Annotated in this window: 27 protein-coding genes; 18 read left to right on the forward strand and 9 right to left on the reverse strand. The window is 69.4% G+C overall.

Annotated features, from left to right (window positions below):
* Positions 1–42 precede the first annotated feature (42 nt).
* On the forward strand, positions 43–2,124 hold the full coding sequence (locus I7S92_RS08040; protein ID WP_197642975.1) for a dipeptide ABC transporter ATP-binding protein: 2,082 nt from the start codon (positions 43–45) through the stop codon (positions 2,122–2,124).
* 105 nt (positions 2,125–2,229) lie between these two features.
* Here the strand turns inward: I7S92_RS08040 and I7S92_RS08045 are convergent, their stop codons facing one another.
* Positions 2,230–2,772, reverse strand: a complete 543-nt coding sequence (locus tag I7S92_RS08045) for a lytic transglycosylase domain-containing protein (RefSeq protein WP_197643053.1) — start codon at positions 2,770–2,772, stop codon at positions 2,230–2,232.
* Between the two features lie 291 nt (positions 2,773–3,063).
* Here I7S92_RS08045 and ssb point away from each other — a divergent pair, with 291 nt between their 5' ends.
* From ssb to I7S92_RS08090, 9 genes are all read left to right on the forward strand, one after another.
* Positions 3,064–3,603, forward strand: a complete 540-nt coding sequence (gene ssb / locus I7S92_RS08050) for a single-stranded DNA-binding protein (RefSeq protein ID WP_197642976.1) — start codon at positions 3,064–3,066, stop codon at positions 3,601–3,603.
* 67 nt (positions 3,604–3,670) lie between these two features.
* On the forward strand, positions 3,671–4,024 hold the full coding sequence (locus I7S92_RS08055; protein WP_197642977.1) for an SUF system Fe-S cluster assembly protein: 354 nt from the start codon (positions 3,671–3,673) through the stop codon (positions 4,022–4,024).
* A gap of 97 nt (positions 4,025–4,121) precedes the next feature.
* Positions 4,122–4,784 carry a hypothetical protein gene (locus I7S92_RS08060; protein ID WP_197642978.1) on the forward strand — a complete coding sequence of 221 codons (663 nt, stop codon included), beginning with the start codon at positions 4,122–4,124 and terminating at the stop codon, positions 4,782–4,784.
* Positions 4,777–5,502: a DUF3307 domain-containing protein gene (locus I7S92_RS08065; RefSeq protein WP_197642979.1), complete on the forward strand. Its 726-nt coding sequence runs from the start codon at positions 4,777–4,779 to the stop codon at positions 5,500–5,502. The genes I7S92_RS08060 and I7S92_RS08065 overlap by 8 nt, the downstream gene beginning before the upstream one ends.
* 22 nt (positions 5,503–5,524) lie before the next feature.
* Positions 5,525–5,878, forward strand: coding sequence for a HesB/IscA family protein (locus I7S92_RS08070; protein ID WP_197642980.1), 354 nt, complete (start codon positions 5,525–5,527; stop codon positions 5,876–5,878).
* 66 nt (positions 5,879–5,944) lie between these two features.
* The gene (gene tpiA / locus I7S92_RS08075) at positions 5,945–6,688 is read left to right on the forward strand and encodes a triose-phosphate isomerase (protein ID WP_197642981.1); all 744 of its coding nucleotides are present in this window, start codon (positions 5,945–5,947) and stop codon (positions 6,686–6,688) included.
* Between the two features lie 62 nt (positions 6,689–6,750).
* The gene (locus tag I7S92_RS08080) at positions 6,751–7,668 is read left to right on the forward strand and encodes a DMT family transporter (RefSeq protein WP_197642982.1); all 918 of its coding nucleotides are present in this window, start codon (positions 6,751–6,753) and stop codon (positions 7,666–7,668) included.
* Complete coding sequence (locus I7S92_RS08085; RefSeq protein ID WP_197642983.1) at positions 7,668–8,843, forward strand: cytochrome P450; 1,176 nt, start codon at positions 7,668–7,670, stop codon at positions 8,841–8,843. Before I7S92_RS08080 ends, I7S92_RS08085 begins: the two co-directional genes overlap by 1 nt.
* A 63-nt stretch (positions 8,844–8,906) precedes the next feature.
* Complete coding sequence (locus I7S92_RS08090; protein WP_197642984.1) at positions 8,907–9,377, forward strand: helix-turn-helix domain-containing protein; 471 nt, start codon at positions 8,907–8,909, stop codon at positions 9,375–9,377.
* 146 nt (positions 9,378–9,523) lie between these two features.
* Here the strand turns inward: I7S92_RS08090 and I7S92_RS08095 are convergent, their stop codons facing one another.
* Positions 9,524–9,985, reverse strand: coding sequence for an Lrp/AsnC family transcriptional regulator (locus tag I7S92_RS08095; protein WP_197642985.1), 462 nt, complete (start codon positions 9,983–9,985; stop codon positions 9,524–9,526).
* A 142-nt stretch (positions 9,986–10,127) separates the two neighbouring features.
* On the opposite strand from I7S92_RS08095, the gene I7S92_RS08100 reads away from it, so the two are divergent.
* The 5 genes from I7S92_RS08100 (at position 10,128) to I7S92_RS08120 (ending at position 14,148) form a co-directional block, all read left to right on the forward strand.
* The gene (locus I7S92_RS08100; protein WP_197642986.1) at positions 10,128–10,433 is read left to right on the forward strand and encodes a DUF2849 domain-containing protein; all 306 of its coding nucleotides are present in this window, start codon (positions 10,128–10,130) and stop codon (positions 10,431–10,433) included.
* Between the two features lie 5 nt (positions 10,434–10,438).
* Positions 10,439–12,109, forward strand: a complete 1,671-nt coding sequence (locus I7S92_RS08105; RefSeq protein ID WP_197642987.1) for a nitrite/sulfite reductase — start codon at positions 10,439–10,441, stop codon at positions 12,107–12,109.
* Entirely contained in the window at positions 12,099–12,848 is a 750-nt protein-coding gene (locus I7S92_RS08110; RefSeq protein ID WP_197642988.1) for a phosphoadenylyl-sulfate reductase, read from the forward strand. The genes I7S92_RS08105 and I7S92_RS08110 overlap by 11 nt, the downstream gene beginning before the upstream one ends.
* On the forward strand, positions 12,845–13,249 hold the full coding sequence (locus I7S92_RS08115; protein ID WP_197642989.1) for a DUF934 domain-containing protein: 405 nt from the start codon (positions 12,845–12,847) through the stop codon (positions 13,247–13,249). The genes I7S92_RS08110 and I7S92_RS08115 overlap by 4 nt, the downstream gene beginning before the upstream one ends.
* Positions 13,250–13,326: 77 nt before the next feature.
* Positions 13,327–14,148 (forward strand): ferredoxin--NADP reductase, encoded by an 822-nt coding sequence (locus I7S92_RS08120; RefSeq protein ID WP_277922957.1) that lies wholly within the window; start codon positions 13,327–13,329, stop codon positions 14,146–14,148.
* A 198-nt stretch (positions 14,149–14,346) separates the two neighbouring features.
* On the opposite strand, the gene I7S92_RS08125 is transcribed toward I7S92_RS08120, so the two are convergent.
* Complete coding sequence (locus I7S92_RS08125) at positions 14,347–14,886, reverse strand: hypothetical protein (RefSeq protein WP_197642990.1); 540 nt, start codon at positions 14,884–14,886, stop codon at positions 14,347–14,349.
* 171 nt (positions 14,887–15,057) lie between these two features.
* Between I7S92_RS08125 and infC the strand changes: the two genes are divergently transcribed.
* The gene (gene infC, locus I7S92_RS08130) at positions 15,058–15,636 is read left to right on the forward strand and encodes a translation initiation factor IF-3 (RefSeq protein WP_242070124.1); all 579 of its coding nucleotides are present in this window, start codon (positions 15,058–15,060) and stop codon (positions 15,634–15,636) included.
* Positions 15,637–15,686: 50 nt separating this feature from the next.
* Here infC and I7S92_RS08135 read toward each other — a convergent pair whose 3' ends face one another.
* The 6 genes from I7S92_RS08135 to I7S92_RS08160 all read right to left on the reverse strand — a co-directional run bounded on the left by I7S92_RS08135 (position 15,687) and on the right by I7S92_RS08160 (position 23,437).
* Entirely contained in the window at positions 15,687–16,682 is a 996-nt protein-coding gene (locus I7S92_RS08135; protein WP_197642991.1) for a molybdopterin-binding protein, read from the reverse strand.
* Positions 16,683–17,669: an XdhC family protein gene (locus I7S92_RS08140; RefSeq protein WP_197642992.1), complete on the reverse strand. Its 987-nt coding sequence runs from the start codon at positions 17,667–17,669 to the stop codon at positions 16,683–16,685. It abuts the gene before it with no gap.
* Positions 17,670–17,750: 81 nt separating this feature from the next.
* Complete coding sequence (locus I7S92_RS08145; protein ID WP_197642993.1) at positions 17,751–20,132, reverse strand: OmpA family protein; 2,382 nt, start codon at positions 20,130–20,132, stop codon at positions 17,751–17,753.
* Between the two features lie 147 nt (positions 20,133–20,279).
* Positions 20,280–21,530, reverse strand: coding sequence for a vWA domain-containing protein (locus I7S92_RS08150; protein ID WP_197642994.1), 1,251 nt, complete (start codon positions 21,528–21,530; stop codon positions 20,280–20,282).
* Between the two features lie 69 nt (positions 21,531–21,599).
* Complete coding sequence (locus tag I7S92_RS08155) at positions 21,600–22,511, reverse strand: AAA family ATPase (protein WP_206761030.1); 912 nt, start codon at positions 22,509–22,511, stop codon at positions 21,600–21,602.
* A 47-nt stretch (positions 22,512–22,558) separates the two neighbouring features.
* Positions 22,559–23,437 (reverse strand): LysR substrate-binding domain-containing protein, encoded by an 879-nt coding sequence (locus I7S92_RS08160; protein ID WP_197643057.1) that lies wholly within the window; start codon positions 23,435–23,437, stop codon positions 22,559–22,561.
* 87 nt (positions 23,438–23,524) lie between these two features.
* Here I7S92_RS08160 and I7S92_RS08165 point away from each other — a divergent pair, with 87 nt between their 5' ends.
* Together I7S92_RS08165 and I7S92_RS08170 are read left to right on the forward strand one after the other, a co-directional pair.
* Positions 23,525–24,745 carry an acyl-CoA dehydrogenase gene (locus I7S92_RS08165; protein WP_197642995.1) on the forward strand — a complete coding sequence of 407 codons (1,221 nt, stop codon included), beginning with the start codon at positions 23,525–23,527 and terminating at the stop codon, positions 24,743–24,745.
* Between the two features lie 101 nt (positions 24,746–24,846).
* On the forward strand, positions 24,847–25,875 hold the full coding sequence (locus I7S92_RS08170) for a glycosyltransferase family 2 protein (RefSeq protein ID WP_197642996.1): 1,029 nt from the start codon (positions 24,847–24,849) through the stop codon (positions 25,873–25,875).
* Positions 25,876–25,997: the final 122 nt, after the last annotated feature.

Here is a 25,997-nt window from a genome sequence, read left to right on the forward strand (position 1 = left end):
GGTGTGAAACCCCCGGTCCGCCGCCCGCCAAAGGAGATGACCATGGCCGACTGGGACCCCTCGCAACCGATCCTTGAGATCGACCATCTGTCGATCAGCTTCTTCACCCGCCTGCGCGAGATCCCGGCGGTGATGGATTTCTCCTGCACCGTCATGCCCGGCGAGGCGATGGGGTTGGTGGGCGAGTCGGGCTGCGGCAAGTCCACAGTCGCCCTCGCCGTGATGCGCGAACTCGGCAAGACCGGCCGGATCACCGGCGGCTCCATCCGCTTCAAGGGCCGCGACCTCACGACGATGGGCGAGGAGGAGTTGCGCCAGATCCGCGGCTCCGAGATCGCGATGATCTACCAGGAGCCGATGGCCAGCCTCAACCCCGCGATGAAGATCGGTGCGCAGTTGGCCGAAGTGCCGATGATCCATTCCGGCATGGGCCGCGCCGAGGCCTGGAGGCTCGCCCGCCAGATCGTCGCCGACGTGCGCCTGCCCGACCCCGACCGGATCCTCAATTCCTATCCGCACCAGCTCTCGGGCGGGCAGCAGCAGCGCATCGTCATCGCCATGGCGCTGATGGCCAAGCCCGCGCTCCTGATCCTCGACGAACCGACCACCGCGCTCGACGTGACGGTCGAGGCCGGGATCGTCGATCTGGTCAAGGACCTGGCCGAGAAATACGGCACCTCGATGCTGTTCATCAGCCACAACCTCGGCCTCGTCATGGATGTCTGCAACCGGATCTGCGTGATGTATTCCGGCGAGGCGGTCGAGACCGGCAATGTGGCCGAGGTCTTCGACGAGATGCGCCACCCCTATACCCAGGCGCTCTTCCGCTCGATCCCCTTGCCCGGCGCGGACAAGAACGCGCGGCCGCTGATCTCGATCCCCGGCAACTTCCCGCTGCCGCACGAACGCCCGCAGGGGTGCAACTTCGGGCCGCGCTGCAGCTATTTCCAGAAGGGCCGCTGCGACGCCGCCGAGGTGCCGATGGTCCCCGTCCCCGGCGGCGACCGGCACGGGACGCGCTGCCTGCGCTGGGACGAGATCGACTGGACCGCGCCCCCCGCCGCGCGGGCGGTGAAGGAAAAGGCCGAAATCGGCCCGGTGGTCCTGAGGATGGAGGACCTGAAGAAATACTACTCGGTCTCGGGCGGGGCCTTCGGCGGCGGGGCCAGGAAGGTGGTGAAGGCGAACGAGACCCTCAGCTTCGAGGCGCATGAGGGCGAGACCCTGGCCATCGTGGGCGAGTCGGGCTGCGGCAAGTCGACCTTCGCCAAGGTGCTGATGGGGCTGGAGACGGCGACCAGCGGCAGCATCATGCTCTTCGACGAGAACGTGCAGTCGACCCCGATCCAGAAGCGCAACACCGACACGGTATCCTCGGTGCAGATGGTGTTCCAGAACCCGTTCGACACGCTCAACCCCTCGATGACCGTGGGCCGGCAGATCATTCGGGCGCTGGAGATCTTCAAATACGGCAAGACCGACGCCGAGCGGCAGGCGCGGATGCTGGAGCTTCTCGACCTGGTGAAACTCCCCCGCGCCTTCGCCGAGCGGATGCCGCGCCAGCTTTCGGGCGGGCAGAAGCAGCGGGTGGGGATCGCGCGGGCCTTTGCCGGCGGCGCCAAGGTGGTGGTGGCGGACGAACCCGTGTCGGCCTTGGATGTCTCGGTGCAGGCCGCCGTCACCGACCTCCTGATGGACATCCAGCGCGAGAACCGCACGACGCTGCTGTTCATCAGCCACGACCTCGGCATCGTGCGCTATCTCAGCGACCGGGTGATGGTGATGTATCTCGGCCATGTGGTGGAGATGGGCACGACCGACCAGGTCTTCAGCCCGCCCTACCACCCCTATACCGAGGCGCTGCTCTCCGCCGTGCCGATCGCCGACACCCATGTCACCCGCAAGCGCATCGTGCTGGAGGGCGACATCCCCTCGGCGATGAATCCGCCGCCGGGCTGTCCGTTCCAGACCCGCTGCCGCTGGAAGTCCCAGGTGCCGGGGGGCCTGTGCGACCGCGAGGTGCCGCCGGTGCAGGTGCTGGAGGGCGGCCACCAGATCAAGTGCCACCTCTCCCGCGAGGTGCTGGAGAAGATGGAGCCGGTGATCAAGATCGCCGCGGAGTAGCGGCCGTGGCGCGCGATTCGCGGGCCATGCCCAACGGTCGCTGTGCCTACCCCGTAGGGTGGGCAATCTGCCCACGCGCCGCGCAACGTGGGCGCATCGCCCACCCTACCCGAGGATCGCCTTCACGTAATCCTCGGTCTCGGCATAGGGCGGGATCCCCTCATGCTGCTCGACCGCGCCGGGCCCGGCGTTGTAGGCGGCCAGCGCCAGCCGCCAGCTGCCGAACTTGTCGTACATCATCCGCAGATAGCGCGCGCCGCCGTCCAGGTTCTCGGCCGGGTCGTCGATGTCCACGCCCAGCTTCGAGGCCGTCCCCGGCATCAGCTGCGCCAGGCCCGTCGCCCCCTTGTGGCTGACCGCGCCGGGGTTCCAGCCGGACTCCCGCTGCACCAGGCGCAGGAACAGGTCCTCGGGCACGCCATGCTTGCGCGCGGCGGCCTTGGCGACCTCGAGATACTCGCCCTTGTAGCTGCCGCGGAACTTCGGCACCGCCTCGGCCGCCGCCGCCTCGCCCGCCTTGAACTTCGGCGTATACTTGACCGAGCCGCTGTACTGCTTCTTCAGCTTGCGGTCGATCAGGTCCGCCTGCGAGGCGAAGATCGCCGTCCGCGACTTGGTCGAGCCGCTGAGCTTCAGCCCCTCGGCCATCGCTTCGCCGCCGAGACAAAGCCCGAAGGCCAGCGCAAGCCTGGCGATTGCCGTGCCGGAAGCCGTCACCTGACACCCCGTCCCCTGTTCTTGTCGCGGGCGACTATAGCCGCGCGCAGGAATTTTTCCAGTCGCGAATCGGCGGGCTTTCCCCACCCCGCCGCGCCCCTGGGGCGGGAAACCGCCGATCCCGGCCGCATCCAAGCCGAGTTGCAGCGGTGCCGGGGCGCCGGTATAGGATTTGTAAACCATCCGCCCCGATGCTGGCGCGGACCAGAACAGGAGAATCGCATGGCGGGGTCGGTCAACAAGGTCATTCTCATCGGCAACCTCGGCCGCGATCCCGAGGTGCGCAGCTTCCAGAACGGCGGCAAGGTGGTGAACCTGCGCATCGCCACCTCGGAAACCTGGCGCGACCGCAACACGGGCGAGCGCAAGGAGCGCACCGAATGGCATTCGGTCGCGATCTTCAACGAGGCGCTGGGAAAGATCGCTGAGCAATATCTGCGCAAGGGGAGCACCGTCTATATCGAGGGCCAGCTCGAGACGCGGAAATGGCAGGACCAGTCCGGCCAGGACAAGTACACCACCGAAGTCGTGCTGCGGCCCTATTCCGGCAACCTGACCCTCCTGGGCGGGCGGGGCGAAGGCGGCGGCGCGGGCGGCGGTGGCGGCGGCTATGGTGACCGCGACGGTGGCTATGACGAGGGCGGCCAGGGCGGGGGCTACGGCGGCGGCGGCGCGCAGGGCGGCCGCGGCGGCTTTGGCGGCGGATCGCAGGGCGGCGGGGGCGGCAGGTCCTCGGACATGGACGACGAAATCCCGTTCTGAGCGGCTCTGGACCTTGGTCCGCGTATTCCCTATATAATCGGTCAACAACCAGACCGGGACCATAGACATGCAGGACCAGATCGAGGGTGCTCCGCTGATCAAGCCCTCCAGCACCGACCATCCGCTGTATCCGGAGATCGTCGAGGCCTGCCGCACGGTATTCGACCCCGAGATCCCGGTGAACATCTACGATCTCGGGCTGGTCTACACGATCGAGATCGGCCCCGAGAACGAGGTCGACATCATCATGACCCTCACCGCCCCCGGCTGTCCGGTGGCGGGCGAGATGCCGGGCTGGGTCGCCAATGCGGTGGAACCCCTGCCCGGCGTGAAGCAGGTCGATGTCCACATGACCTTCGATCCGCCCTGGGGCATGGACATGATGTCCGACGAGGCGCGGCTTGAACTGGGGTTCATGTAGGGCTTTGCCCTGGGTCGTTGCAAAGTGATCGCCTTGCATCCCTGACAGGCAAAACATTTCCATTGCATTCGTCGTTCGCAAGCCGAATACTTTGCGCATGACCAGAATTGTCGCCATCCTTACCGGGGATCTGATCCGCTCGACCGAAGCCTCGCCGCAGGCGGTCGACCAGGCGATGCGGGTCATCCGCGACTGCGCCGCGGCGCTGGGTCCGCGCAGCGATTTCACCCGCTTCCGTGGCGATGGCTGGCAGATCCGCCTGATCCGGCCCGGCGACTGCCTCCGGGCCTGCCTGCTCATCCTGGCCCGGTTGCGCGGCACGCCGGAGCTGCCCGGCTGCCGGATCGCGGTGGGCATCGGCGCGGAATATCCGACCGACGCGGCCGATCTCTCCACCGCCATGGGCCCCGCCTTCACCGCCTCGGGCCGGGCGCTGGACCGGATGAAGCCCGACCGCCTGCTGGCGCTGGACGGGGAATGGCCCGGCGGCGGCAGGATCGACCTGTTCCAGAAACTCGCCTTCACCGTCGCCTCGGACCTTGCGGGACGCTGGACCACGGGCCAGGCCGAGGCGATGGCGCTGAAGCTGGATCCCGGCAGCCCGGCCGACGACCGCCAGTCGAACGAGACGATTGCCGGAAAGCTCGGCATCACGCGGCAGGCGGTGGATGCCCGGCTGCGCGCCGCCGACTACCCGCTGCTGGAGGAGATGATCCAGGCCTTCCGGACCAGCTTCAGCCCCGAGACCGCCGATGCCTGAAACCCTCGCCGCGCTCCTCCTCGCCCATGTCCTGGCCGATTTCGTGTTCCAGAGCGGCTGGATGGTCGCGATGAAGCGCCGGTGGCAGGGGCTTGCCTCGCATGGCGCGGCGGTGCTGGCGACGGCAATCGCCGCGACGGGCTGCCTGGACTGGAGCCTGCTGTGGCTCTCCGCGCTGCATGTCGCCATCGACGCCCTCAAGGCGCGGACGCGCGGCGGGCTGCGGCCCTTCCTTCTGGACCAGGCGGCGCATCTGGCGACGCTTGTCGCCCTTGCCCACTGGCAGCCGACGCTTTGGGAGAGCGGTCTCTGGGCCGGCATCACGGCCCTGCCGGGGCTGATGGCCCTGATCGCGGGGGCCGTCGTCGCCACGCGCGCGGGGGGCTTCGCGGTGGGTTTCCTGATGGGGCCCTTTGCCGCCCGGCTTTTGCCCGAGGTGACGGCCGAAAGCCTGCCCGGAGCGGGGCGGGTGATCGGCCTGCTGGAGCGCGGGCTGATCTTCGCGCTGGTCCTTCTCGGCCAGGCGCAAGGCGTGGGCCTGCTGATCGCGGCGAAGTCGATCCTGCGCTTCGGCGCGGTCAAGGACGACCGGGCGCTGTCGGAATACGTGATCATCGGCACGCTGGCCTCGTTCGGCTGGGCGCTGGTCGCGGCCTATGCCACTCTCGCAGCACTGGCTGCCCTGCCCCCGCTTGGAATCCTTCCGGTCTCGCCCTAGATTGGGGGAAAAGGAGCATCCCATGTTCGGCATTCCAGGCAAGGCCGCCGTGACCATGACCCCCGCCGCCAGCCGCCAGATCGCGCGGCTGATGTCGCGCCAGGGGTCCTCCGGCCTGCGCATCGGCGTCAAGAAGGGCGGCTGCGCGGGCATGGAATACACCATGGACTACGTCTCGGAGGTGAACCCGCTGGACGAGGTGGTGGAGCAGGACGGCGCGCGGGTGATGATCGCGCCGATGGCGCAGATGTTCCTGATCGGCACCGAACTGGATTATGAGACCGGCTTGATCGAGAGCGGCTTCAAGTTCCGCAACCCCAATGTGGTCGAGGCCTGCGGCTGCGGCGAGTCGATCAAGTTCCGCGACGAGGGGTGAGCGCGTCCCTTTCCCTTTCCGGCCCGACCGGCTAGTCCGAGGCAGACAGCAGGGAGACCCGCGCCGATGAAGAAGCTAGCCGCCGGAAACTGGAAGATGAACGGCACCGGGGCCGACCTGGCCGAGGTGCGGGCGCTGATCGCCGCCCGGCCCGAGCCCGACTGCGACATGCTCCTCTGCCCGCCCGCCACACTGATCGCCCGCATGGCCGAGGTCGCGCGGGGCTCGGCGCTGAGGGTCGGAGGCCAGGATTGCCACGCCGCGGCCTCGGGCGCGCATACCGGCGACATCTCGGCCGCGATGCTGCGGGACGCGGGCGCCAGCCATGTCATCCTTGGCCATTCCGAGCGCCGCGCCGACCATGGCGAGACCGACGACCAGGTGCGCGCCAAGGCCCAGGCCGCGATCGGGGCAGGTCTTGTCGCCGTCGTCTGCATCGGCGAGACCGAGGCCGAGCGCGACGCGGGCCGGACGCTGGCCGTGATCGGCGGCCAGCTTGACGGCTCGCTTCCCGCAGGGGCCAGCGCGGCCACCCTGATCGTCGCCTATGAGCCGGTCTGGGCCATCGGCACCGGCCGCACCCCGACCCTGGCCGAGATCGCCGAGGTCCACGCCTTCCTGCGCAGCCGGTTGCGCGGGCTGATCGGGGCCGAGGCCGAAGGACTGCGCCTGCTTTACGGCGGTTCGGTCAAGCCCTCGAATGCGGCCGGGATCTTCGCGCTCCCCGATGTCGATGGCGCGCTGGTCGGGGGCGCCAGCCTGAAGGCCGCCGATTTCGCCGCGATCGTGGCCGCGCTCGCCGACGCCTGAGGACGACAGGAAGGGTCGCGGATGGAGCAGCCGCCCGACCCCAAGCCGCCTAGCGTGACCCGATGACCGCGATTTCCCCGACCACCCGCCGGCCGCTTCTGCTGGCGAACCTGATCTGCCTGGCCTCGATGGTGGTCTGGGCCGCCGGACTGCCCGCCGCCGACCTGATCCTGCCGCACATGCCTCCGGTCGCGCTGACCGCCGGGCGGGCCACGCTGGCGGCAATGGTCCTTGTGCCGCTCTGGTGGCTGATCGAGGGGCGCCGCGCCATCCTTCAGGCCGACTGGCTGACCGGGGCCTGGATCGGCTTCGTCACCCTGGGCCTCGGCTCGTTCTTCATCGTCCTGGCCCTGCACTACAACGACGCCGTGACCGTGGCCATCGTCACCGCCGTGATGCCGGTCATCGGCATCCTGCTGGAATGTATCGCCGACAAACGCCCGTTCACCCGCGCGCTGGCGGTCGGGCTGGTCCTCTCGGTCGGCGGCGGCGTGATCGCCGTCGGCGGGGCCGGGGGCCGGATGGACTTCGGGGTCGGCATCCTCGCCGCCCTCGTCTCGACCCTGTGCTACACTTGGGGCTCGCGCGAGACGGTGCGCGCCCTGCCCCACCTCACGCCCCTTGGCCGCTGCTCCGTGACCATCACGGGCTGCGCCGCCATCGCGCTGGCGGCGGCGGCGGGCGACGGGCTGATCCGCGGCCAGTGGCCGGACTGGCAGGCCATCGGGCCGGCCGAATTCGCGGGGCTGGCGGTCTTCGGCATCGGCTCGCTGGCGATCAGCCAGCTTCTCTGGATCGTCGTGGTCGGACGCCTGGGCATCGGCGCGGCCTCGATGCACAGCAATGCCACGCCCTTCTATACCATGGTCATCGTCTTCCTGCTTGGAGGGATCTGGAACTGGTGGCAGACCCTGGGGGCCGCCATCGTCGTCCTCGGCGCGCTGATCGCCCAGGGCCTGCTCATCCGGGAGAGCCGCTGATGCAAAGCCTGACGCAGTCGCCCAAGGATCCCGGCTTCGTCCAGGATCCCTACCCGTTCTACGAACGCGCCCGCGCCCTCGGCCCGTTCTTCCACTGGCAGGACTATGACCTGACCTGCACCGGCAACGCGGCCGCCGTGAACGCGATCTTCCGCGACCGCCGCTTCGGCCGCGAGCCGGTCTCGCCCCCGGCCATCCCGCCGCATCTCGCCCCCTTCTACGCGGTCGAGGCCCATTCCATGCTGGAGCTGGAGCCGCCGCGCCACACCCGCCTGCGCAACCTGGTGCTGCGCGCCTTCACCTCGCGCCGGATCGCGGGCCTGGCCCCCGAGATCACCGCGCTGGCGACCGAACTGGCCGAGGCCATGCCGGAGGGGGAGTTCGACCTGCTGGCCGCCTTCGCCCAGCCCCTGCCCGTCCGCATCATCGCCCGCCTCCTCGGCGTGCCCGAGGCGATGGCGCCGGACCTCCTGCACTGGTCGAACGCGATGGTCGGCATGTACATGGCCGGCCGCAGCCGTGCGATGGAGGACAAGGCGGTGGCCGCGACCGAGGCTTTCGTGGCCTTCCTGCGCGCCTATGCCGAGGAGCGCCGCGCCCGGCCCGCCGACGACCTGATCACCCAGCTGATCGCCGCCGAGAGCGAGGGCGAGAAGCTTTCGACCGACGAGCTGATCTCGACCTGCATCCTGCTTCTGAACGCCGGGCACGAGGCGACGGTGCACACGATCGGCAACGGGGTGAAGGCGCTGCTGGAAAGCGGAACGCCCCCCGAGGCGCTGGACCCCGAGAGCATCGAGGCGACGGTCGAGGAGATCCTGCGCTTCGACCCGGCGCTGCACATGTTCACCCGCTGGGCCTATGAGGAGGTGGAGGTCATGGGCCACCGCTTCCGGCGCGGCGACAAGGTGGGCCTGTTGTTGGCGGCCGCCAACCGCGATCCCGGCGTCTGGGAGGCCCCGGCCCGCTTCAACCCCGCCCGCCCGCCGAAACCGCTCGCCACCTTCGGCGCCGGTCTCCACTTCTGCGTCGGCGCGCCGCTGGCCCGGCTGGAGTTGCAGATCGCGCTGCCGATCCTGTTCCGGCGCCACCCCCGGCTGCGGCTGGCCGCCCCGCCGCGCTATGCCGATGTCTACCATTTCCACGGGCTGAAGGCCTTGCCGGTCAGCACCTGAACCCCTCGCAATCGCCCGGCCGCGCCAGTCTCGGCCGGGACCAGCCCTGAACAGGTCCGGCCCATGCGCCTGAAGATCGACAAGCCCGGCTTCACGGCCAACGAGCGCATCGTAGCCAATGACATGGGCAATACGATCCTCGGCGCGATGCTGCGGATGCAACAGCATTTCGGCCTGCGGGCGGAGCCGTTCCAGGTGTTCTTCGTGATCGTGCTGGCCACGGTGCAGAAGCTCCTGCGCAATCCGGACGAGATGGATCCCGCCACGCGCGGCGCCGCGCCGCTGCGGCCGGAACACTGCGGCACCATCTCGCGCCGCCGCATCGCCGAGGTGCTGGACATCCCGCTCGAGACCGTGCGCCGCCATGTGGCGCAACTCCTCGCCGAAGGCCTGCTCGAGGAGCGTGGCCGGGGCGAGCTGTGCAGCCGGGACGGAATCCTGGTCTCGCTCTCGCAGGCCGACATCCCGCTGGATGTCGCCCGCGATTTCGTGTCGGTCGTCAATGCCATGGGACGGCGCGGCGCCCTGGGTTGAGCGGGCGCGGCGCTTCGGCAGGGACGTCTCTGGTCTACTCGTTACTCGATCACTGCCGCCAAACAGATGTGCCAGAGACGCAGGGCCAGAAATGCAGCAGCGCCCGGATGCAGGCAAGGCGGTAGTGACCCGAAACGGGTCATCCGCTACAGCGGCAGGACGGTGGTCGACTTGATCTCCTCCATGCTGAGAAGCGCGGTCACGTTGTAGATCCGCACCTCGGAGATCAGCGCCTGGTAGAAGGTGTCATAGGCCCGGGCGTTCTTGACCCGCACCTTCAGGATATAGTCGATGTCTCCCGCCAGCCGGTGCGCCTCCAGCACCTCGGGCCGCTCTTTCAGCGCCTTGAGGAACTTGCGCTGCCATTCCGCCTCATGCTCGGAGGTGCGGATCAGCACGAAGAAACAGGCCTCCAGCCCCAGGGCCTCGGCATCCAGGATCGCGGTCGTCCGGGTGATCACCCCCTGCTCGCGCATCCGGCGGATCCGGTTCCAGACCGGCGTCTTGGACGAGCCCACCTTGCGCGCGATCTCGTCCAGCGACTGCTCGGCATCCTGTTGCAGTTCGGACAGGATTTTCCGGTCCAGATCGTCCAGCTGGGCCGCCATTCGCTTCCTCCCGCGTTTCCCGGAACCCTGTTCCGCCATGCCGCAGTATCGGAACAATCATCCTTATCTGCAAGGGCCACTGGCCATGATAAGGGAAAATATCCTATATTCCCCCGACACCCCTGACCGGAAGGGCCCGACCATGAGCCGCCGCTTCACGCCGAAGATCGTGACCGCCAACCGCCTGCGCGAGGGCGACGTGGTCTATCTGACCGCCGACGACCGCTGGTCGGAGCTTCACCACGAGGCCGAGCTGATCGAGGACGAGGCCCATGCCCAGCTGCGCCTCCTGCACGCCTCGGCGCAGAAGCTGATGATCGTCGGCCCCTATCTGGCCGATGCCAGGCCCGGCCCGCGCGGCCCCGAGCCGACCCATTTCCGCGAGGAGTTCCGCACCCGCGGCCCCTCGAACTACAACCACGGCAAGCAAGCCGACCTCGCGAGCTGAGCGCCATGTATTCCTATTCCGACTTCGACGAAGCCTTCGTCCGCACCCGCGTCGCCCAGTTCACCAACCAGGTCGAGCGGCGGCTGGATGGCAGCCTCACCGAGGATGAATTCCGCCCGCTGCGGCTGATGAACGGGCTCTACCTGCAACTTCACGCCTATATGCTGCGGATCGCGATCCCCTATGGCTCGCTGAATCCCGGCCAGATGCGCCAGCTCGCTTATATCGCCGACACCTGGGACAAGGGCTACGGCCATTTCACCACAAGGCAGAACATCCAGTTCAACTGGCCGAAACTGCCCGAGGTGCCCGCGATCCTCTCGGCGCTGGCCGATGTGCAGATGCATTCGATCCAGACCTCGGGCAACTGCGTGCGCAACGTGACCGCCGACCATTTCGCCGGGGCCGCCGCGGACGAGATCGCCGATCCGCGCCCCTATGCCGAGCTTCTGCGCCAGTGGTCCACCGACCACCCCGAGTTCCAGTTCCTGCCGCGCAAGTTCAAGATCGCCATCACCGGCGCGCCGAACGACCGCGCCGTGACGGCGGCGCATGACATCGGGCTGCGCATCGTCCGCAATGCCGCCGGCGAGACCGGCTTCCAGGTGCTGGTGGGCGGCGGCCTGGGCCGGACGCCGATGGTGGCGATGGTGGTGCGCGACTTCCTGCCGGAAGCCGACCTGCTGCCCTATGTCGAGGCGGTCCTCAGCGTCTACAACAGCTTCGGCCGCCGCGACAACAAGTTCAAGGCGCGGATCAAGATCACCCTGCACGAGACCGGCAAGGACGAGATCACCCGCCTGGTCGAGGCCGAGTTCGCCCGCCTGCGGCCGCTGTTCGGCGGCAACGACCAGAAGCTTCTGGCCGACATCCGCGAGGCTTTCGCGCCCCCCGCCTTCCGCAACGCACCGGTCGATGCCTATGACGCCTTCCACACCGCCGACCCGGTGTTCCGCGCCTGGGCCGACACCAACCTGACCGCGCATCGCAACGACCAGTATGCCATCGTCACCGTCAGCCTGAAGGCGCCGGGCAAGACGCCGGGCGACGCGACCAGCGAGCAGATGCGCCTGCTGGCCGACCTCGCCGAACGCTACGGCCACGGCGACCTGCGCATCAGCCACGAGCAGAACGTCATCCTGCCGCATGTCCACAAGTCCGACCTGCCGGTGCTGCATGCGGCGCTGGTCAAGGCGGGGCTCGGCACCGCGAACGTCGGGCTTCTCTCGGACATCATCGCCTGCCCCGGCATGGATTACTGCGCACTGGCCACCGCCCGCTCGATCCCCGTCGCGCAGGAGCTGGCCACGCATTTCGAGGCGCTGAAGCTGGAGCACGAGATCGGCCCGCTTAAGATCAAGATCTCGGGCTGCATCAACGCCTGCGGCCACCACCATGTCGGCCATATCGGCATCCTCGGCCTCGACCGCGCCGGGGTGGAGAACTACCAGATCACCCTTGGCGGCGACGGCACCGAGGATGCGGTGATCGGCGAGAAGACCGGGCCCGGCTTTGCCTATGACGAGATCGTGCCCGCGATCGAACGCATCCTGCGCGCCTATCTGGGCCTGCGGCAGGAGGCGTCGGAGACCTTCCTTCAGGCCTTCAAGCGGGTCGGGATGGAGCCGTTCAAGGCTGCCCTCTACGCCTCCGAGGGCGCGCAAGATGCCGCGTGACGGGCGTCACGAAGGCCCGGTCGCCGAGCGCGTCGCCACGCTGAACGCGCGCTACAAGCACCACTCCGCGACGGCGGTGCTGGAGCACGCGCTGGCGGACCATGACCTGGGCCAGGTGGCACTGGTCTCCTCCTTCGGGGCGGAATCGGTGGTGCTCCTGCATCTCGTCAGCGTCATCGCGCCGGAGACGCCGGTCCTGTTCATCGACACGCGGATGCTGTTCCAGGAGACGCTGGACTACCAGCGCGAGCTGGCCGAGAAGCTGCATCTCTGCGACGTGCGCACCATCCGGGCCGCGCAACCGCGCGTGGCCTTCGAGGACCCGGACAACACGCTGCACCAGTTCAACACCGACGCCTGCTGCAACGTCCGCAAGGTCGAGCCGCTGGAACGCGCGCTCGCACCGTTCGACGGCTGGATCACCGGCCGCAAGCGGTTCCAGAACGCCGACCGGGGCACCATCGACTTCTTCGAGAACGAGGGCGACTTCCGGATCAAGGTCAACCCGCTGGCCCATTGGGGGCGCGAGGATCTTGAGGAATACATGGTCGAGAACCGCCTGCCCCGGCATCCGCTGGTGGCGAAGGGCTACCCTTCCATCGGCTGCGCGCCCTGCACCAGCCCGGTGAAGCCCGGCGAGGACCCCCGCGCCGGGCGCTGGCGCGGGCAGGCCAAGACCGAATGTGGGATCCATTTCATCGACGGCAAGGCCGTTCGCCCAAAGGAGAACGCGGCATGAGCGTGATCGTGACCGATGCGGGCTTCGCCCCCGCCCCCGAGCGTCGGATCCCGGCGCTGGCCGAGCTGACCGCCGATGCGACGGCCGTCGACCTGCTCCAGACCGACGATCCCTCGGTGCTGGAGGGGCAGCTGGACCGGCTGACCCTGATCCGCGTCGCCTTCCCCGCCTTCAGCGACGGCCGCGCCTTCACCCTGGGCCGGAAGCTGCGGATGCTGGGCTACAAGGGCCAGCTTCTGGCGCTGGGGCCGGTGATCGCCGACCAGTACGCCATGCTGCGCCGGGTGGGCTTCGACGGGGCCGAGATCCCGGACGAGATCGCCGCCCGCCAGCCGGCCGAGCAATGGCAGTTCCGCGCCGACTGGCAGGCGCATCACTATCAGGCCCGGCTGCGCGCCTGATCCCTTTCCGCTTCGCAAACGGGCCGCAGGGGAAAGGCTTCCCTTGGCGCGCCCGCTCGCCTATGGAGGGCGAAACAATGACCGAGGCCCTGATGATGGACGTCGCCCGCACCAAGCCCCACCTGCCCGACGCGCAGACCGTGACCAAGGTCACGCACTGGACCGACCGGCTGTTCTCGTTCCGGGTCACCCGCCCCGCCTCGCTGCGGTTCCGCTCGGGCGAGTTCGTGATGATCGGGCTTCTGGGCGACAACGGAAAGCCCTTGCTGCGGGCCTATTCCATCGCCTCGCCCAGCTGGGACGAGGAGCTGGAGTTCTACTCGATCAAGGTGCCGGACGGGCCGCTGACCTCGAAGCTGCAGCACATCCAGCCGGGGGACGAGATCATCCTGCGGCCGAAACCCGTGGGGACGCTGGTGCATGACGCCCTGCTGCCGGGCAGCCGGATCTGGTTCCTTGCGACCGGGACCGGGATCGCGCCCTTCGCCAGCCTGATGCGCGACCCGGAGACCTATGACAAGTACGACCAGGTCATCATGATGCACACCTGCCGGGAAGTGGCGGAGTTGGAATATGGCCGGCAGCTGGTGGAGAGCCTGAAGGACGATCCGCTGATCGGCGAGATGGTCGGGGACAAGCTGCTCTACTACCCCACCACCACCCGCGAAGCCTCGCCCCGGATGGGGCGGATCACCGAGAACCTGACGAGCGGAAAGGTCTTCGCTGACCTCGGGCTCGCTCCGATGGACCCCGAGGAAGACCGGGCGATGGTCTGCGGGAGCCTTGCCTTCAACCACGACGTCAAGGCCGTGCTGGAGAAGTTCGGGCTGCGGGAAGGGGCGAATTCGGAGCCGCTGGAATATGTGGTCGAGAAAGCCTTCGTCGGCGACGGGATCTGATCCGTCCACGCGCGGGCGAGGAGGCGTATCCCGAGATTTCAATGGGTTGCAGGTCCACGCTCATGTGACTTTTACCATGAAGGGAAGGCCGCGAGGGTGATCCCCGCGGCCTTCCCCATGTCCTGCGGCACATCCCGGCAATGAAGAAGGCCGCAGGATCGCTCCTGCGGCCTTCGGCTTCGGCGGGTGCCGAAGGGATTACATGCCCAGAGCGGCCTTGACCTGGGCCACGGTGTCGGCGACCAGCGCCGGGTTGGCGCGGGCGGCTTCCACGGCGGTCTTCAGCGTGGTCTTGGTGGCGTCGTCCAGCGCCGAGCCGTCGATCAGGGCGACCACGGCATCGGCATTGAAGTTCGCCGGGTCCAGCGCAGCGGCAGCCGCGTCGGTGGCGGCGGCGGCGCCTTCGGTCACGGCGTCGGTCGCAGCTTCGGTAGCGGCGGCGGTGCCTTCGGTCACGGCATCGGCCGCGCCCTCGACGGCGTCGGTCGCGGCATCCGTCGCGGCCTCGGTCGCGGTGGCGGCGGCTTCGGTGGCAGCAGCGGCTTCCGCCTCGGCCTTGGCGGCGGCTTCGGCGGCGGCGGCTTCGGCGGCAGCAGCCTCGGCAGCGGCGGCTTCGGCGGCCTTGGCGGCGGCCTCCTGCTCCATCGCGGCCTGTTGCGCCGGCTTGTAGCTGAACTGGTAATAGCCCAGGCCGGCGAGAATGATGACGATCGCGCCGATGATGACAGTTCTGTTCATGTCAAATACTCCCTTGTCCCGGACTGGGGCCCGGACGCTGGTGATATGGCAGCTTGGCGCGGCAATGAAAAGCCCATGCAGGTGCCAAGGGGCCGCAAGCCCGGATTTTCGCTGTTTTTCTGGCCCGATGGCCCTGCTGCCGGGTTGCGGCTTGTCCCAAGGGGGACTAGATTGCCGCCGCCGAACCGCAATGACCAAAGGACAACTGCCATAGCCCGCCGCCCGCACAATGCCCCGCCGCAACGCGAAACCGGACCCCGTATCAACGACCGTATCCGCGCTCCGGAGATCCGCCTGATCGGGGCGGATGGCGAAAACGTCGGGGTGGTGACCCCCGCGCGCGCCTTGCAGATGGCTCAGGACGCGGGCCTCGACTTGGTCGAGATCTCGCCCACGGCCGTGCCGCCGGTCTGCAAGATCATGGATTTCGGCAAGTTCAAATACGAGAACCAGAAGCGCGAGGCCGAGGCGCGCAAGAAGCAGAAGATCATCGAGATCAAGGAAATCAAGTTCCGGCCGGGCACCGATACGCATGACTACGACGTCAAGATGCGCTCGGTGATGAAGTTCCTGGGCGAAGGCGACAAGGTGAAGGTCACCCTGCGCTTCCGCGGCCGCGAGATGGCGCACCAGGAACTGGGGCTGGAGCTGTTGAACCGGGTCGCCGCCGAAGTGGGCGAGGCCGGGAAGGTCGAATCCATGCCCAAGCTGGAAGGCCGGCAGATGGTGATGATGATCGCGCCGAAATAGGGTCTGCGATTTCCGTCTGGACCTATACGGGGGCGATCTGCCCCCGTTTTTCATTTCGCCTCGCGCAGCCGGCCGCGCTGGGGGATTTCCTTCAGAAGCCCGCCCACCCCCATGGCCGCGATATCCGCGCCGGTGACGGGGATGCCGCAGATCACCCGCTCCAGCACCCAGTCGGCCCCGTTCAGCGCGGGGCTCCGCACGCAGCCGGGCAGGCCGATGACGGGCGTTTGCGCCAGGCTGCCGAGGAAGAGGAGATTGCCGGGGTCCACAGGCATGCCGAAGCGTTCGACGCTGCCCCCGGCCCTGCGGACCGCGGCAGGGGCCACGTCCTGCGGGTCGGAGGTGGCCGAGGCGGTGAGGATCAGGACCAGATCGGCGGGCGGCAGGTTGGCCAGCGTGGCGGCCAGCGTCTCGGTGTCATGCGGGCAGCGCAGATGCGCGGCGAGCGCGACGCCAAGCGCGGCGAGGCGGTTGGCGATCGGCTGGATGCCAAGCTCGCGCGCCTGGGGGGAAAGCTGCGTCTCGACCAGCACGGCCGTGCGGCGGCGCGCGGGGCAGAGGCGCAGGGCCCCTGCCCCGGCCTCTGCCGCTTTGGTCACAGAGGTCGAGGGAACGGCATAGGCGATGATCTTCACCGTCGCGGCCATCTCTCCGTCGGCAAGGCGCTGCCAGGGGGCGACAGTGGCCAGCGTGATCATCGGATCGACCGTATTCAGCGCCTGCACGCGGTCGGCCAGCACCTCGGCGAGGCCGGGCGCGCTGGCATGCAGGTTCACCCTTCCGGTGCCGACCGGGGCCAGGCGGAGCCCGGCGAGGTCGGGATCGGCGACGAGGGCGCGGGCGACGGCAAGCGCCGCGGCATCCTCATGCATGTCGCCGGGATCAAGCCGGGCGACGGTAACCTGGGTCAGGCCGGCCGCTTCGAGCGCGGCGAGTTCGTTCGGGCCGAGGTGGCAGCCCTTGCGCAGCCGGCCCTGCGGCAGGGCGACGGAATGGGCGAGGATCGCGCCTTCGGCCTGGGTCAGGGGGACGGGGCCGAAGCGCATTCAGGCCCGCAGGACCTGGGTGATCTGGGCCATGATGCTGACCGCGATCTCGGCCGGGCTGCGCGCGCCGATGTCGAGGCCGACCGGGGCGTGGATCCGGGCGATGTCCCCGGGCGGGATGCCCATGGCGGCCAGCCGCTCGAGGCGCCGGGCATGGGTCTTCTTCGAGCCAAGGCAGCCGAGGTAGAAGGCGGGCGAGGCGAGTGCGGCGCGGATCGCGGGATCGTCGAGCTTTGGGTCGTGGGTCAGCGTGACGACGGCGGTGCGGGCGTCGGGGTTCAGGGCGGCCATGGCCTCGTCCGGCCAGTCGTCGAGGATGGTTTCGCCGGGGAAGCGGGCCTCGGAACCGAAGGCGGCGCGGGGGTCGATCAGCGTGGGGGCATAGCCGCAGGTCCGGGCGATGGCGAGGAGCGGCTGGGCGATGTGGACCGCGCCGACAACGATCAGGCGCAGGGGAGGGTTGTGGACGGCGATGAAGCGGCCGTCCTCCTCGGTGCCGGAGCGGTCGGAGCGGAAGCGGGCGTCGGCGGCGGGATCCTCGCCCGGCGCGAGGAGCTGGCGGGTCCAGCCTTCCGGCCGGGTGGCGAGGGCGAGCGCGCGGGGGGCGGCGCGGGCCTCGACCAGGGCGGCGAGGGTGGCTTCGGGCAGCGCCTCGGCCCCCTCGCCCACGGGTTCGACCAGGATGCGGATGGTGCCGCCGCAGGCGAGGCCGGCGGCGAAGGCGGTCTCGTCCGAGACGCCGAAGGTCAAAAGGCGCGCGCGGCGGTCCTGCAGGGCATCGAGGGCCTCGGTCACGACCGCGCCCTCGACGCAGCCGCCGGAGACCGAACCCTGCATCTCGCCCGTGCCGGAGACGACGAGCTGGCTGCCGGCCTGGCGGGGGGCGGAGCCCCAGGTCTCGACCACGGTGGCGAGGGCGGCGCCAAGGCCCTGGCGATGCCAGCGAAGCGCGGTTTCGGGGATCTGGTCATGGGCGGCGCGGGTCATGGGCGCGAGTATGTCGCCCGTCGCGGCGCTTTGCCATGAAAAACGGAAGGCCGCGGGGGAAACCGCGGCCTTCTAGGGGTCTTACTCGACCGAGGCGGTGCGCATCAGCGGGGTGATCACCCGCACCTCGACCCGGCGGTTGGCGGGCTCGCTGGCCTGGGTGTCGACCAGAAGCTCGGTCTCGCCATAGCCCTGTACGACCATGTTCTCCGGCGGGATGTCGAAGTATTCGGTCAGGGCCAGCGCCACCGATTCGGCCCGGCGGTCGGAAAGCGCGAGGTTCATCGCCGCCTTGCCGGTCGCGTCGGTATGGCCCTCGATCAGGAAGACCTCGCGCGGGTTCTCGTCCAGAAGCTTCTGCATCACCCGGCCGAGGTCGGTGAGGTTGCGCGCCTCGTCGGCGGCGATGGCGGCGGAGCCGGAGGCGAAGGTGATGTTCTCGACATCGATCACCGCGGCCAGCGCGCGCACCTGCGGGATCTCGCGGATCTGGCGGAGCGAGAACTTGCGGCCCGCCCGGTCGGCCTCGAGTGCCGCCAGTTCGCGCTTCAGCGCGGCGTCGTTGTCCGAGGAGGAGATGACGATGCGCTTCTTCGGCTTCGGCAGGTCGCGGACCACCACCACTTCCTCGGGCTCGAGGTCGTCGATCAGCACGATCTCGCGGCCAAGATCGTCATAGGTCGCGCGGCGCAGCACGCGGCCGGTCGCGTCGCGGATCGTCACCACCTGGGTCCCGTCGCCGCGCCGCACGATGGTGCGGGTCGAGCCGTCCTTGAAGGTCTCGGTCCGCACGTTCGAGCCGGGCTGGCGGATGATGGTGTCGTCGTCCTTGAGCACCCGGTAGGTGCCGTCGGGCTGCAGCACGATCACGCGGTCGCCGGTGTTCGACACCACGCGGGAATCCCCCATCGACGAGACGACGGGCGTCCCCGCGGCGGCTTCGCGGTTGTTCTTGATGATCGCGCCCACCGCGAGCGCGCCCAGAACCAGAAGCCCGGCCTTTTCCAGGTCCGAAAGGCCGCTCTTCTTGCCATCGGCGAGCTTCCTCGGCGCCGCGGCGAATTCCTCGGCCGAGGAGCGGGTGTTCTCCCTGGTCACGGTTTCCTCGACCACCGAGGCCACCAGATCGGCCGGGGCCGGGGCGATCTCGACCGGCTGGCCCGCCTCGGACTCGGGCCGGGCGGCGAGGACTTCGGCGGCTTCAAGCGACGCGGGGTCGATCGCGGTCGGATCGGTGGTCAGAAGCTTGGTCAGGGTCTCGACCTCGGTCTCGCTGACCACGGGAGCCTCGACCGGCTCGGCCTCGGCTGTCGGGGCCGGCTCGGCGACGGCGAGACCGGCGGCGGGATCGACGATCTCGCCCGAATCGGTGATGGCGAGTTCGGCTTCCGCAGCCTGAAGCGCCTGGGCGGCGGCCTCGGGGTCGATCACCTCGCCGGTGGCGGGGTCAACGGTGCCTTCTGCGGAAGCGGCGGCTTCGGCTTCGGCGGCGGGTTCCTCGGTCACCGGCTCCTCGGCCACGGTCGCCTCGGGCGCGGCCTCTTCCGGCGCGGGTTCCTCGGCGGTTGCCGCGGGTTCCTCGGCCGCAGGCTCTTCGGCCACGGCTTCATCGGTCGCCGGTTCCTCGGCGGCGGGCTCTTCGGTCACGGCTTCGTCGGTCGCCGGTTCCTCGGCGGCGGGCTCTTCGGTCACGGCTTCATCGGTCGCCGGTTCCTCGGCCGCGGGTTCTTCGGTCACCGCTTCATCGGCCGCCGGTTCCTCGGCCGCGGGTTCTTCGGTCACCGCTTCATCGGCCGCCGGTTCCTCGGCGGCGGGTTCTTCGGTCACCGCTTCATCGGTCGCCGGTTCCTCGGGCGCGGGTTCTTCGGTCACGGTCGCCTCGGGCGCGGGCTGCTCTTCGACCGCTGCGGGTTCTTCGGCGGCGGGCTCCTCCGCGGCAGCGGCTTCGGCCGCAGCCTCGGCGGCGGCCTGGGCTTCGGCTTCGGCCTGGGCAGCGGCCTCGGCTTCGGCGGCGGCGGCGGCTTCCGCCTCGGCCTGGGCCTGGGCGGCGGCCTCGGCTTCGGCCTGGGCCTGGGCAGCAGCCTCGGCGGCGGCCTGAGCCTCGGCCTCGGCGGCGGCCTTGGCTTCGGCTTCCGCAGCGGCGGCGGCAGCGGCTTCCGCCTCGGCCTGAGCCTGGGCGGCGGCCTGGGCCTCGGCTTCCGCAGCGGCGGCTTCCGCAGCGGCGGCCTCGGCTGCAGCGGCGGCTTCGGCCTCGGCCTGGGCGGCAGCCTCGGCCTCGGCCTGCAGCTTGGCCACGATGGCATCGAAATCGCAATCGGCGTCGGCGCTCGGCGTGCAGAGCACCGTTCCGTCCGGCCCGGTCACGGACCCGTCCTCGTTCAGCACCTGCGCATAGGTCGGCAGCGTGCCCATGGGGCTGATCGCGACCGACAGCGCGGTGGTGGAGATCAGAAGCTTTCTCATGTTCCCAGGTCCCTATCCTGATGGTCGAGCGGAAAACGCGGACGATTCGCCCTCGGTTCCCGGCACGGATGCCCATAACAAAGGCATGGGGGGCGTGATATGCGATATCACCGGCTTGCCAAGCCATAACTTCATGCAAACGCTGGCCTATTCGCGAAGAAGCGCCAGAAGCCGCGCCTTTTCGCCACTGTCGCCGGGGTCCGAGACGGCCTGGCCGAGGGCTTCGAGCGAGGCGATGGAATGGCCGGCGCGGAAGCTGTCGACATGCGGCAGCATGGCGCGGATGCCGGCCGCCTTCGGCGCAAAGCCGGTCCAGCGCAGGAGCGGGTTGAGCCAGATCAGCCGGCGGCAGGAGAGGTGGAGGCGCTCGATTTCCCTGGCCAGCAGGCCCGCGTCGTCGCGGTCGAGCCCGTCGGTGATCAGCAGCACGACCGCCCCCTGCCCCAGCACCCGGCGCGACCAGTCGCGGTTGAAGGCGTGCAGCGACTGGCCGATGCGGGTGCCGCCGGACCAGTCCTGCGCCTCGGCCCCGGCGGCGCGGAGCGCGGCATCCACGTCGCGGGCACGCAGGTGCCGGGTGATATTGGTGAGCCTTGTGCCGAAGGTGAAGGCGTGGACCCTGGCCCAGCCCTGGCCCTTGCGGTTGGCGACGGCGTGGACGAAGTGCAGCACCATGCGGCTGTAGTCGGACATCGAGCCCGAGATGTCGCAGAGGACGACGAGGTTCGGCCAGCGGGTGACCGGCGCCTTGCGGGGCAGCCGGGCGATCTCGCCGCCCCGGCGCAGCGCCTCGCGCAGGGTGCGGTGCGGGTCGATCCGGCGGCCGGCCGGGGTGGCGCGGCTGCGGCGGGTGACGAGGGGGCGGACGGGGAGCGAGAGGCGGGCGAGCATCCGCCGCGCCTCGGCGATCTCGGCGGCGGACATCTGCTCGAAGTCGAGGGTCTTGAGGCGTTCCTCGGCCGACATGGTGGCGGAGGCGTCGATCTCGATCTGCTCCGGGGCCTCGCCGGTTTCGGGCATCGGGGGAAGCTGGCCGTCCAGCAGCGCCTCGGCCGCGCGCTTCTCGGCCGCCTGGGCGGCGCGTTCCTCGGCCACGCCGCGCACCTGGGGCAGCATGAGCGACATCATGTGCTCCATGTAGCGCGGGTCGCGCCAGAACAGGCGGAAGACCTGGGCAAAGGTCGCGCGCTCCTCGGGGCGGGAGACGAAGACGGCCTGGAGGGTGTGGAAGAAGTCGTCCCTGCGGGCGAAGCCGGCGGCCTCTACCGCGCGGATCGCGTCGAGGGTGCGGCCGGGGCCGACGGGAAGGCCGGCCTTGCGCAGCGCGCGGGCGAAATGGGCGAGGTTCTCGGCCAGCTTGCCGTCTTCGGGGAGGGGGAGATCGGGATAGGTCGGCATCCGTGGCCAGCCCCGGGGGGTTTCACACCCCCCGGACCCCCCGTGGAGTATTTCCGCCAAGAGGAAGCATCATGCCGGGGCCAGTTCGCGTTTGACCTCGTCGAGGAGGCGTCTGGCTTCGGAGCCCTGGATCCTTGCGATGTCGTCCTGGTATTTCAGGATCGCGCCCAAAGTGTCGGCGATGACCTCGGGCGAGAGCGAGATGACGTCGAGGGCGAGGAGGCATTTCGCCCAGTCGATCGCCTCGGCCACGCCGGGTTTCTTGAACAGGTCCTCGTGGCGCAGGCGCTGGACGAAGGCCACGACCTCGCGGGACAGGGCGGCCTGCGCCTCGGGGACGCGGGCGTGCAGGATGGCGAGTTCGCGGTCGAAACCGGGGTAGTCGACCCAGTGGTAGAGGCAGCGGCGCTTCAGCGCGTCATGCACCTCGCGCGTGCGGTTGGAGGTGAGGATGACGATGGGGGGTTCGGGGGCCTTGATGGTGCCGAGTTCCGGGATGGTGACCTGGAAGTCGGAGAGCGCCTCGAGCAGGAAGGCCTCGAAGGGTTCGTCGGTGCGGTCGAGCTCGTCGATCAGGAGCACCGGCGCACCGCCGGGTTGCGGGCGCATGGCGGCGAGGAGCGGGCGTTCGATCAGGTAGTCTTCGGTGAAGAGCTCGGTCTTGAGCGCGTCGCGGTCGGCGCCGCCCTGCGCCTCGGCGGTGCGGATGGCGATCATCTGGGCGGCGAAGTTCCATTCGGCGACGGCGGAGGCGGCGTCCAGCCCCTCGTAGCATTGCAGCCGGATCAGGCGGCGGTCCAGCGCGGCGGCGAGGGTCTTGGCGATCTCGGTCTTGCCGACGCCGGCCTCGCCTTCGAGGAAGAGCGGGCGGCCGAGTTTCAGCGCGAGGAAGACCACGGTGGCCAGCGCGCGGGAGGCGACATAGCCCTGGCCCGCAAGGAGCTGTTCCACGCCGTCGATGTCCCTGGGAATGGTGGTCAATCGCTGCCCCTGCCTTTCGGGCAGGTTGTCCGGGCGGCGGGCGGCGGTCAAGCCGTTTCGGCGGCGAGCCAGTCGCGGAAGGAGCGGAGCGGCGCGCGCGAGGGCGCGGCGCGGGGCCAGACGAGGTGGTAGCTGCCGAGCGCGGCGACGGGGGGGCCGAAGACCGGGACCAGGCGGTGCTCGGCAAGCTCGCGCTGGATCAGGAAGGTGGGGATCAACGCCAGGCCCATGCCGTGGATGGCGCCCTGGGTCAGGGTGGCGAACTGGTCGAACATCATGCCGGGCGGGCGCTGGCCGGGGGCGCCGTGGTGCGCCAGCCAGCGGCCCCAGTCGCCGGGGCGGCTTTCCAGTTGCAGGAGCGGCTGGGCGAGGATGTCGGTGGCGCGGGTGAGCGGCGGCAGGCCGGGGGCGGCGACGGCCAGGACCTCCTCGTCCATCAGTTTCAGGTAGTCGACGCCGGGCCAGTCCTGCCGGCCGTAGTGGATCGCGGCGTCGAAGGCGGTGCCGGCGAAGTCGAAGGGGCGGAGGCGCGTGGAGAGGTTGACCGTGACCTCGGGGTGGCTTTGCGCGAAGCGGGCGAGGCGCGGGGCGAGCCAGTGCATCCCGAAGGCGGGCAGGATCGCGAGGTTGAGGGAGCCGCCGGTCGGGTTGGCGCGCAAGGTGATCGAGGCGGAGGCGAGGAGGTGGAGGGCCTTGCGGACCTCGGCCACGTAATCCTGCCCGGCGGGGGTGAGGCGCAGGCGCTGGCGCTCGCGGATCAGGAGGGGGACGCCGAGTTGTTGTTCGAGGCCTTGCAGGGCGCGGCTGATGGCGCCCTGGGTAAGGCTCAGTTCCCCGGCCGCGGCGGAGGCGGTGCCGAGGCGGTCGACGGCCTCCAGCGCCATCAGGGCCGGGATCGGCGGCAGGTAGCGGCGGGGGAGCATTATGAGTTTCCCTCATGAACCCGTGCAGGGGTTTCGATAGAACAGGCCAGCCTTCCATGCAAGGATGCCGGCAAAGATGGAGACCTGATCATGCTGGACAAGCCGAAACTGAAAGCCAAGGACGCGCCGGACCTGAGCCGCTTCGACTGGGAGGATCCCTTCCGGCTGAACGACCAGTTGACCGAGGAAGAGCGGATGCTGCGCGATGCGGCGCGGGCCTATGCGCAGGAAAAGCTGCAGCCGCGCGTGGTGGCGGCCTATCGCGAGGAGACGACCGATCCGTCGATCTTCCGCGAGATGGGCGAGATGGGCCTTCTGGGCGTGACCGTGCCCGAGGAATACGGCGGGCTGGGCGCGTCCTATGTGGCCTATGGGCTGGTCGCGCGCGAGGTCGAGCGGGTCGATTCGGGCTATCGGTCGATGATGTCGGTGCAGTCGTCCCTCGTGATGTATCCGATCTATGCCTATGGCTCCGAGGCGCAGCGGCGGAAGTATCTGCCGAAGCTGGCAAGCGGCGAGTTCATCGGCTGCTTCGGGCTGACGGAGCCGGATGCGGGGTCGGACCCGGCGGGGATGAAGACCGTCGCGAAGAAGACGGCCAATGGCTATGTGCTGAACGGCGCGAAGATGTGGATTTCCAACGCCCCGATCGCGGATGTATTCGTGGTCTGGGCCAAGTCCGAGGCGCATGGCGGCAAGATCAAGGGCTTCGTGCTGGAGAAGGGCATGAAGGGGCTTTCGGCGCCGAAGGTGGGGGGGAAGCTTTCCCTCCGCGCCTCGATCACCGGCGAGATCGTGATGAAGGATGTCGAGGTCGGCGAGGACGCGCTTCTGCCGCATGTCGAGGGGCTGAAGGGGCCGTTCGGCTGCCTGAACCGGGCGCGCTATGGGATTTCCTGGGGCGTGATGGGCTCGGCCGAGTTCTGCCTGCACGCGGCACGGCAATACGGGCTGGACCGCAAGCAGTTCGGCAAGCCCATCGCGGGGACGCAGATCTACCAGCTGAAGCTCGCCAACATGCTGACCGAGATTTCGCTGGGGTTGCAGGCGTCCTTGCGGGTCGGGCGGCTCCTGGACGAGGCCAATGCGGCGCCGGAGATGATCTCGATCGTCAAGCGCAACAACTGCGGCAAGGCGCTGGAAGCGGCGCGCTGGGCGCGGGACATGCATGGTGGCAACGGAATCCAGGAGGATTTCCAGGTCATGCGCCACATGGTGAACCTGGAGACGGTGAACACCTACGAGGGCACGCATGACGTCCATGCGCTGATCCTGGGCCGCGCGATCACCGGGCTGCAGGCGTTTTTCTGATTTGGCCCCTGCCCCCGCCGTGATAACCGGGACCGGCGCCCCTTGCGGGCGTCGGATGCCTCCGGCGGGGATATTTTCGCAAAGATGAAAGCACGGGCGCGATGCGGGTGACGGCCGTCCTGACGGTCAGGAACGAGGGCGCGTTCCTGCTGGAGTGGCTGGCGCATCACCGGGCCTGCGGGATCAGCGATTTCCTGGTCTTCTCCAACGATTGCGACGATGGCACCGATGCGATGCTGGAGCGGCTGGCGGCGCTGGGCTGGCTGGCCCATGTGCCGAACCCCGGCCCGCATCCCGAGGGGCCGCAATGGGCGGCACTGAAGCGGGCGGACCGACATCCGCTGGTGACGGGGGCGGACTGGCTGGTGCCGCTGGACGTGGACGAGTTCGTCAATGTGCATGTCGGCGACCGGACGATCCCGGCGCTTTTGGCCGCGCTGCCCGAGGCGACGGCGATCCCGCTGACCTGGCGGCTCTTCGGCAATGCCGGGGTGGTGGGGTTCGAGGACCGGCCGGTGACCGAGGTCTTCACCCGCGCGGCGCCGGCGGTGCTGCACTGGCCCTGGCGGGCGCAGCTGTTCAAGACGCTGTACCGCAATGACGGCAGCTATGGCAAACTGGGGGTGCATCGGCCGCGCCGGCCCGATCCCGCGCGCAAGCCGCGCTGGTTCGACGGCTCGGGGCGCGAGTTGCCGGCGGTCTATCACGGGGCGCGGATCTTCTCGGCCCCGGGGCGGGACCATGGCCGGCTGGCGCAACTGAACCATTACCCCCTCGGCGCGGTGGAGAGCTATGTCCTGAAAAGCGACCGGGGCCGGGCGGTGCACGGGGGCGACCGGCTGGGGATGGACTACTGGGTGGAGCGCAATTTCGTGGCCGTGGAGGACCGGACGGTGCTGGGGCTGGCAAGCGGAGCCCTGCGCGGGGAGCTGCATGGCGATCCGGTCCTGGGGCCGCTGCACCGCGCCGCCGTCGCCTGGCGCCGGGCGCGCTTTGCCGCGCTGATGGCCGAGGAGCCCTGGCGCGCGCTTTACGGCCGGCTCCTGCTGGCGCCTCCCAGCCGGATTCTCTCTCCGGCCGAAGCCGAGACGATCTGGAAGCCCTGGGCGCGGGCAACCACCAAGGGTTGAGCCTTGTGCGTCGACCCATTCGCCGGGGTTGCCGGACCCGGCCGGGCGGAAACAGTCGGTCCGGCTTGTTGCCGGGCGTGCGGGGAATACCAGGTGCAACGCCTTGTCGTGGCTGAATTTTC

Source organism: Tabrizicola soli, from assembly GCF_015999335.1.
In the GTDB taxonomy this organism is placed as follows: domain Bacteria; phylum Pseudomonadota; class Alphaproteobacteria; order Rhodobacterales; family Rhodobacteraceae; genus Tabrizicola; species Tabrizicola soli.

What these genes read in the sequence shown, in the direction of transcription:
- I7S92_RS08085 (WP_197642983.1), top strand. Translation starts at nt 7,668, where the DNA reads ATGCAAAGCCTGACGCAGTCGCCCAAGGATCCCGGCTTCGTCCAGGAT.
- ssb (WP_197642976.1), top strand. Translation starts at nt 3,064, where the DNA reads ATGGCGGGGTCGGTCAACAAGGTCATTCTCATCGGCAACCTCGGCCGC.
- tpiA (WP_197642981.1), top strand. Translation starts at nt 5,945, where the DNA reads ATGAAGAAGCTAGCCGCCGGAAACTGGAAGATGAACGGCACCGGGGCC.
- I7S92_RS08045 (WP_197643053.1), bottom strand. Translation starts at nt 2,772, where the DNA reads ATGGCCGAGGGGCTGAAGCTCAGCGGCTCGACCAAGTCGCGGACGGCG.
- I7S92_RS08040 (WP_197642975.1), top strand. Translation starts at nt 43, where the DNA reads ATGGCCGACTGGGACCCCTCGCAACCGATCCTTGAGATCGACCATCTG.
- I7S92_RS08060 (WP_197642978.1), top strand. Translation starts at nt 4,122, where the DNA reads ATGACCAGAATTGTCGCCATCCTTACCGGGGATCTGATCCGCTCGACC.
- I7S92_RS08080 (WP_197642982.1), top strand. Translation starts at nt 6,751, where the DNA reads ATGACCGCGATTTCCCCGACCACCCGCCGGCCGCTTCTGCTGGCGAAC.
- I7S92_RS08055 (WP_197642977.1), top strand. Translation starts at nt 3,671, where the DNA reads ATGCAGGACCAGATCGAGGGTGCTCCGCTGATCAAGCCCTCCAGCACC.
- I7S92_RS08105 (WP_197642987.1), top strand. Translation starts at nt 10,439, where the DNA reads ATGTATTCCTATTCCGACTTCGACGAAGCCTTCGTCCGCACCCGCGTC.
- I7S92_RS08140 (WP_197642992.1), bottom strand. Translation starts at nt 17,669, where the DNA reads ATGACCCGCGCCGCCCATGACCAGATCCCCGAAACCGCGCTTCGCTGG.
- I7S92_RS08150 (WP_197642994.1), bottom strand. Translation starts at nt 21,530, where the DNA reads ATGCCGACCTATCCCGATCTCCCCCTCCCCGAAGACGGCAAGCTGGCC.
- I7S92_RS08070 (WP_197642980.1), top strand. Translation starts at nt 5,525, where the DNA reads ATGTTCGGCATTCCAGGCAAGGCCGCCGTGACCATGACCCCCGCCGCC.
- I7S92_RS08165 (WP_197642995.1), top strand. Translation starts at nt 23,525, where the DNA reads ATGCTGGACAAGCCGAAACTGAAAGCCAAGGACGCGCCGGACCTGAGC.
- I7S92_RS08110 (WP_197642988.1), top strand. Translation starts at nt 12,099, where the DNA reads ATGCCGCGTGACGGGCGTCACGAAGGCCCGGTCGCCGAGCGCGTCGCC.
- I7S92_RS08115 (WP_197642989.1), top strand. Translation starts at nt 12,845, where the DNA reads ATGAGCGTGATCGTGACCGATGCGGGCTTCGCCCCCGCCCCCGAGCGT.
- I7S92_RS08090 (WP_197642984.1), top strand. Translation starts at nt 8,907, where the DNA reads ATGCGCCTGAAGATCGACAAGCCCGGCTTCACGGCCAACGAGCGCATC.
- I7S92_RS08100 (WP_197642986.1), top strand. Translation starts at nt 10,128, where the DNA reads ATGAGCCGCCGCTTCACGCCGAAGATCGTGACCGCCAACCGCCTGCGC.
- I7S92_RS08065 (WP_197642979.1), top strand. Translation starts at nt 4,777, where the DNA reads ATGCCTGAAACCCTCGCCGCGCTCCTCCTCGCCCATGTCCTGGCCGAT.
- I7S92_RS08095 (WP_197642985.1), bottom strand. Translation starts at nt 9,985, where the DNA reads ATGGCGGCCCAGCTGGACGATCTGGACCGGAAAATCCTGTCCGAACTG.
- I7S92_RS08145 (WP_197642993.1), bottom strand. Translation starts at nt 20,132, where the DNA reads ATGAGAAAGCTTCTGATCTCCACCACCGCGCTGTCGGTCGCGATCAGC.
- I7S92_RS08125 (WP_197642990.1), bottom strand. Translation starts at nt 14,886, where the DNA reads ATGAACAGAACTGTCATCATCGGCGCGATCGTCATCATTCTCGCCGGC.
- I7S92_RS08135 (WP_197642991.1), bottom strand. Translation starts at nt 16,682, where the DNA reads ATGCGCTTCGGCCCCGTCCCCCTGACCCAGGCCGAAGGCGCGATCCTC.
- I7S92_RS08120 (WP_277922957.1), top strand. Translation starts at nt 13,327, where the DNA reads ATGACCGAGGCCCTGATGATGGACGTCGCCCGCACCAAGCCCCACCTG.
- I7S92_RS08170 (WP_197642996.1), top strand. Translation starts at nt 24,847, where the DNA reads ATGCGGGTGACGGCCGTCCTGACGGTCAGGAACGAGGGCGCGTTCCTG.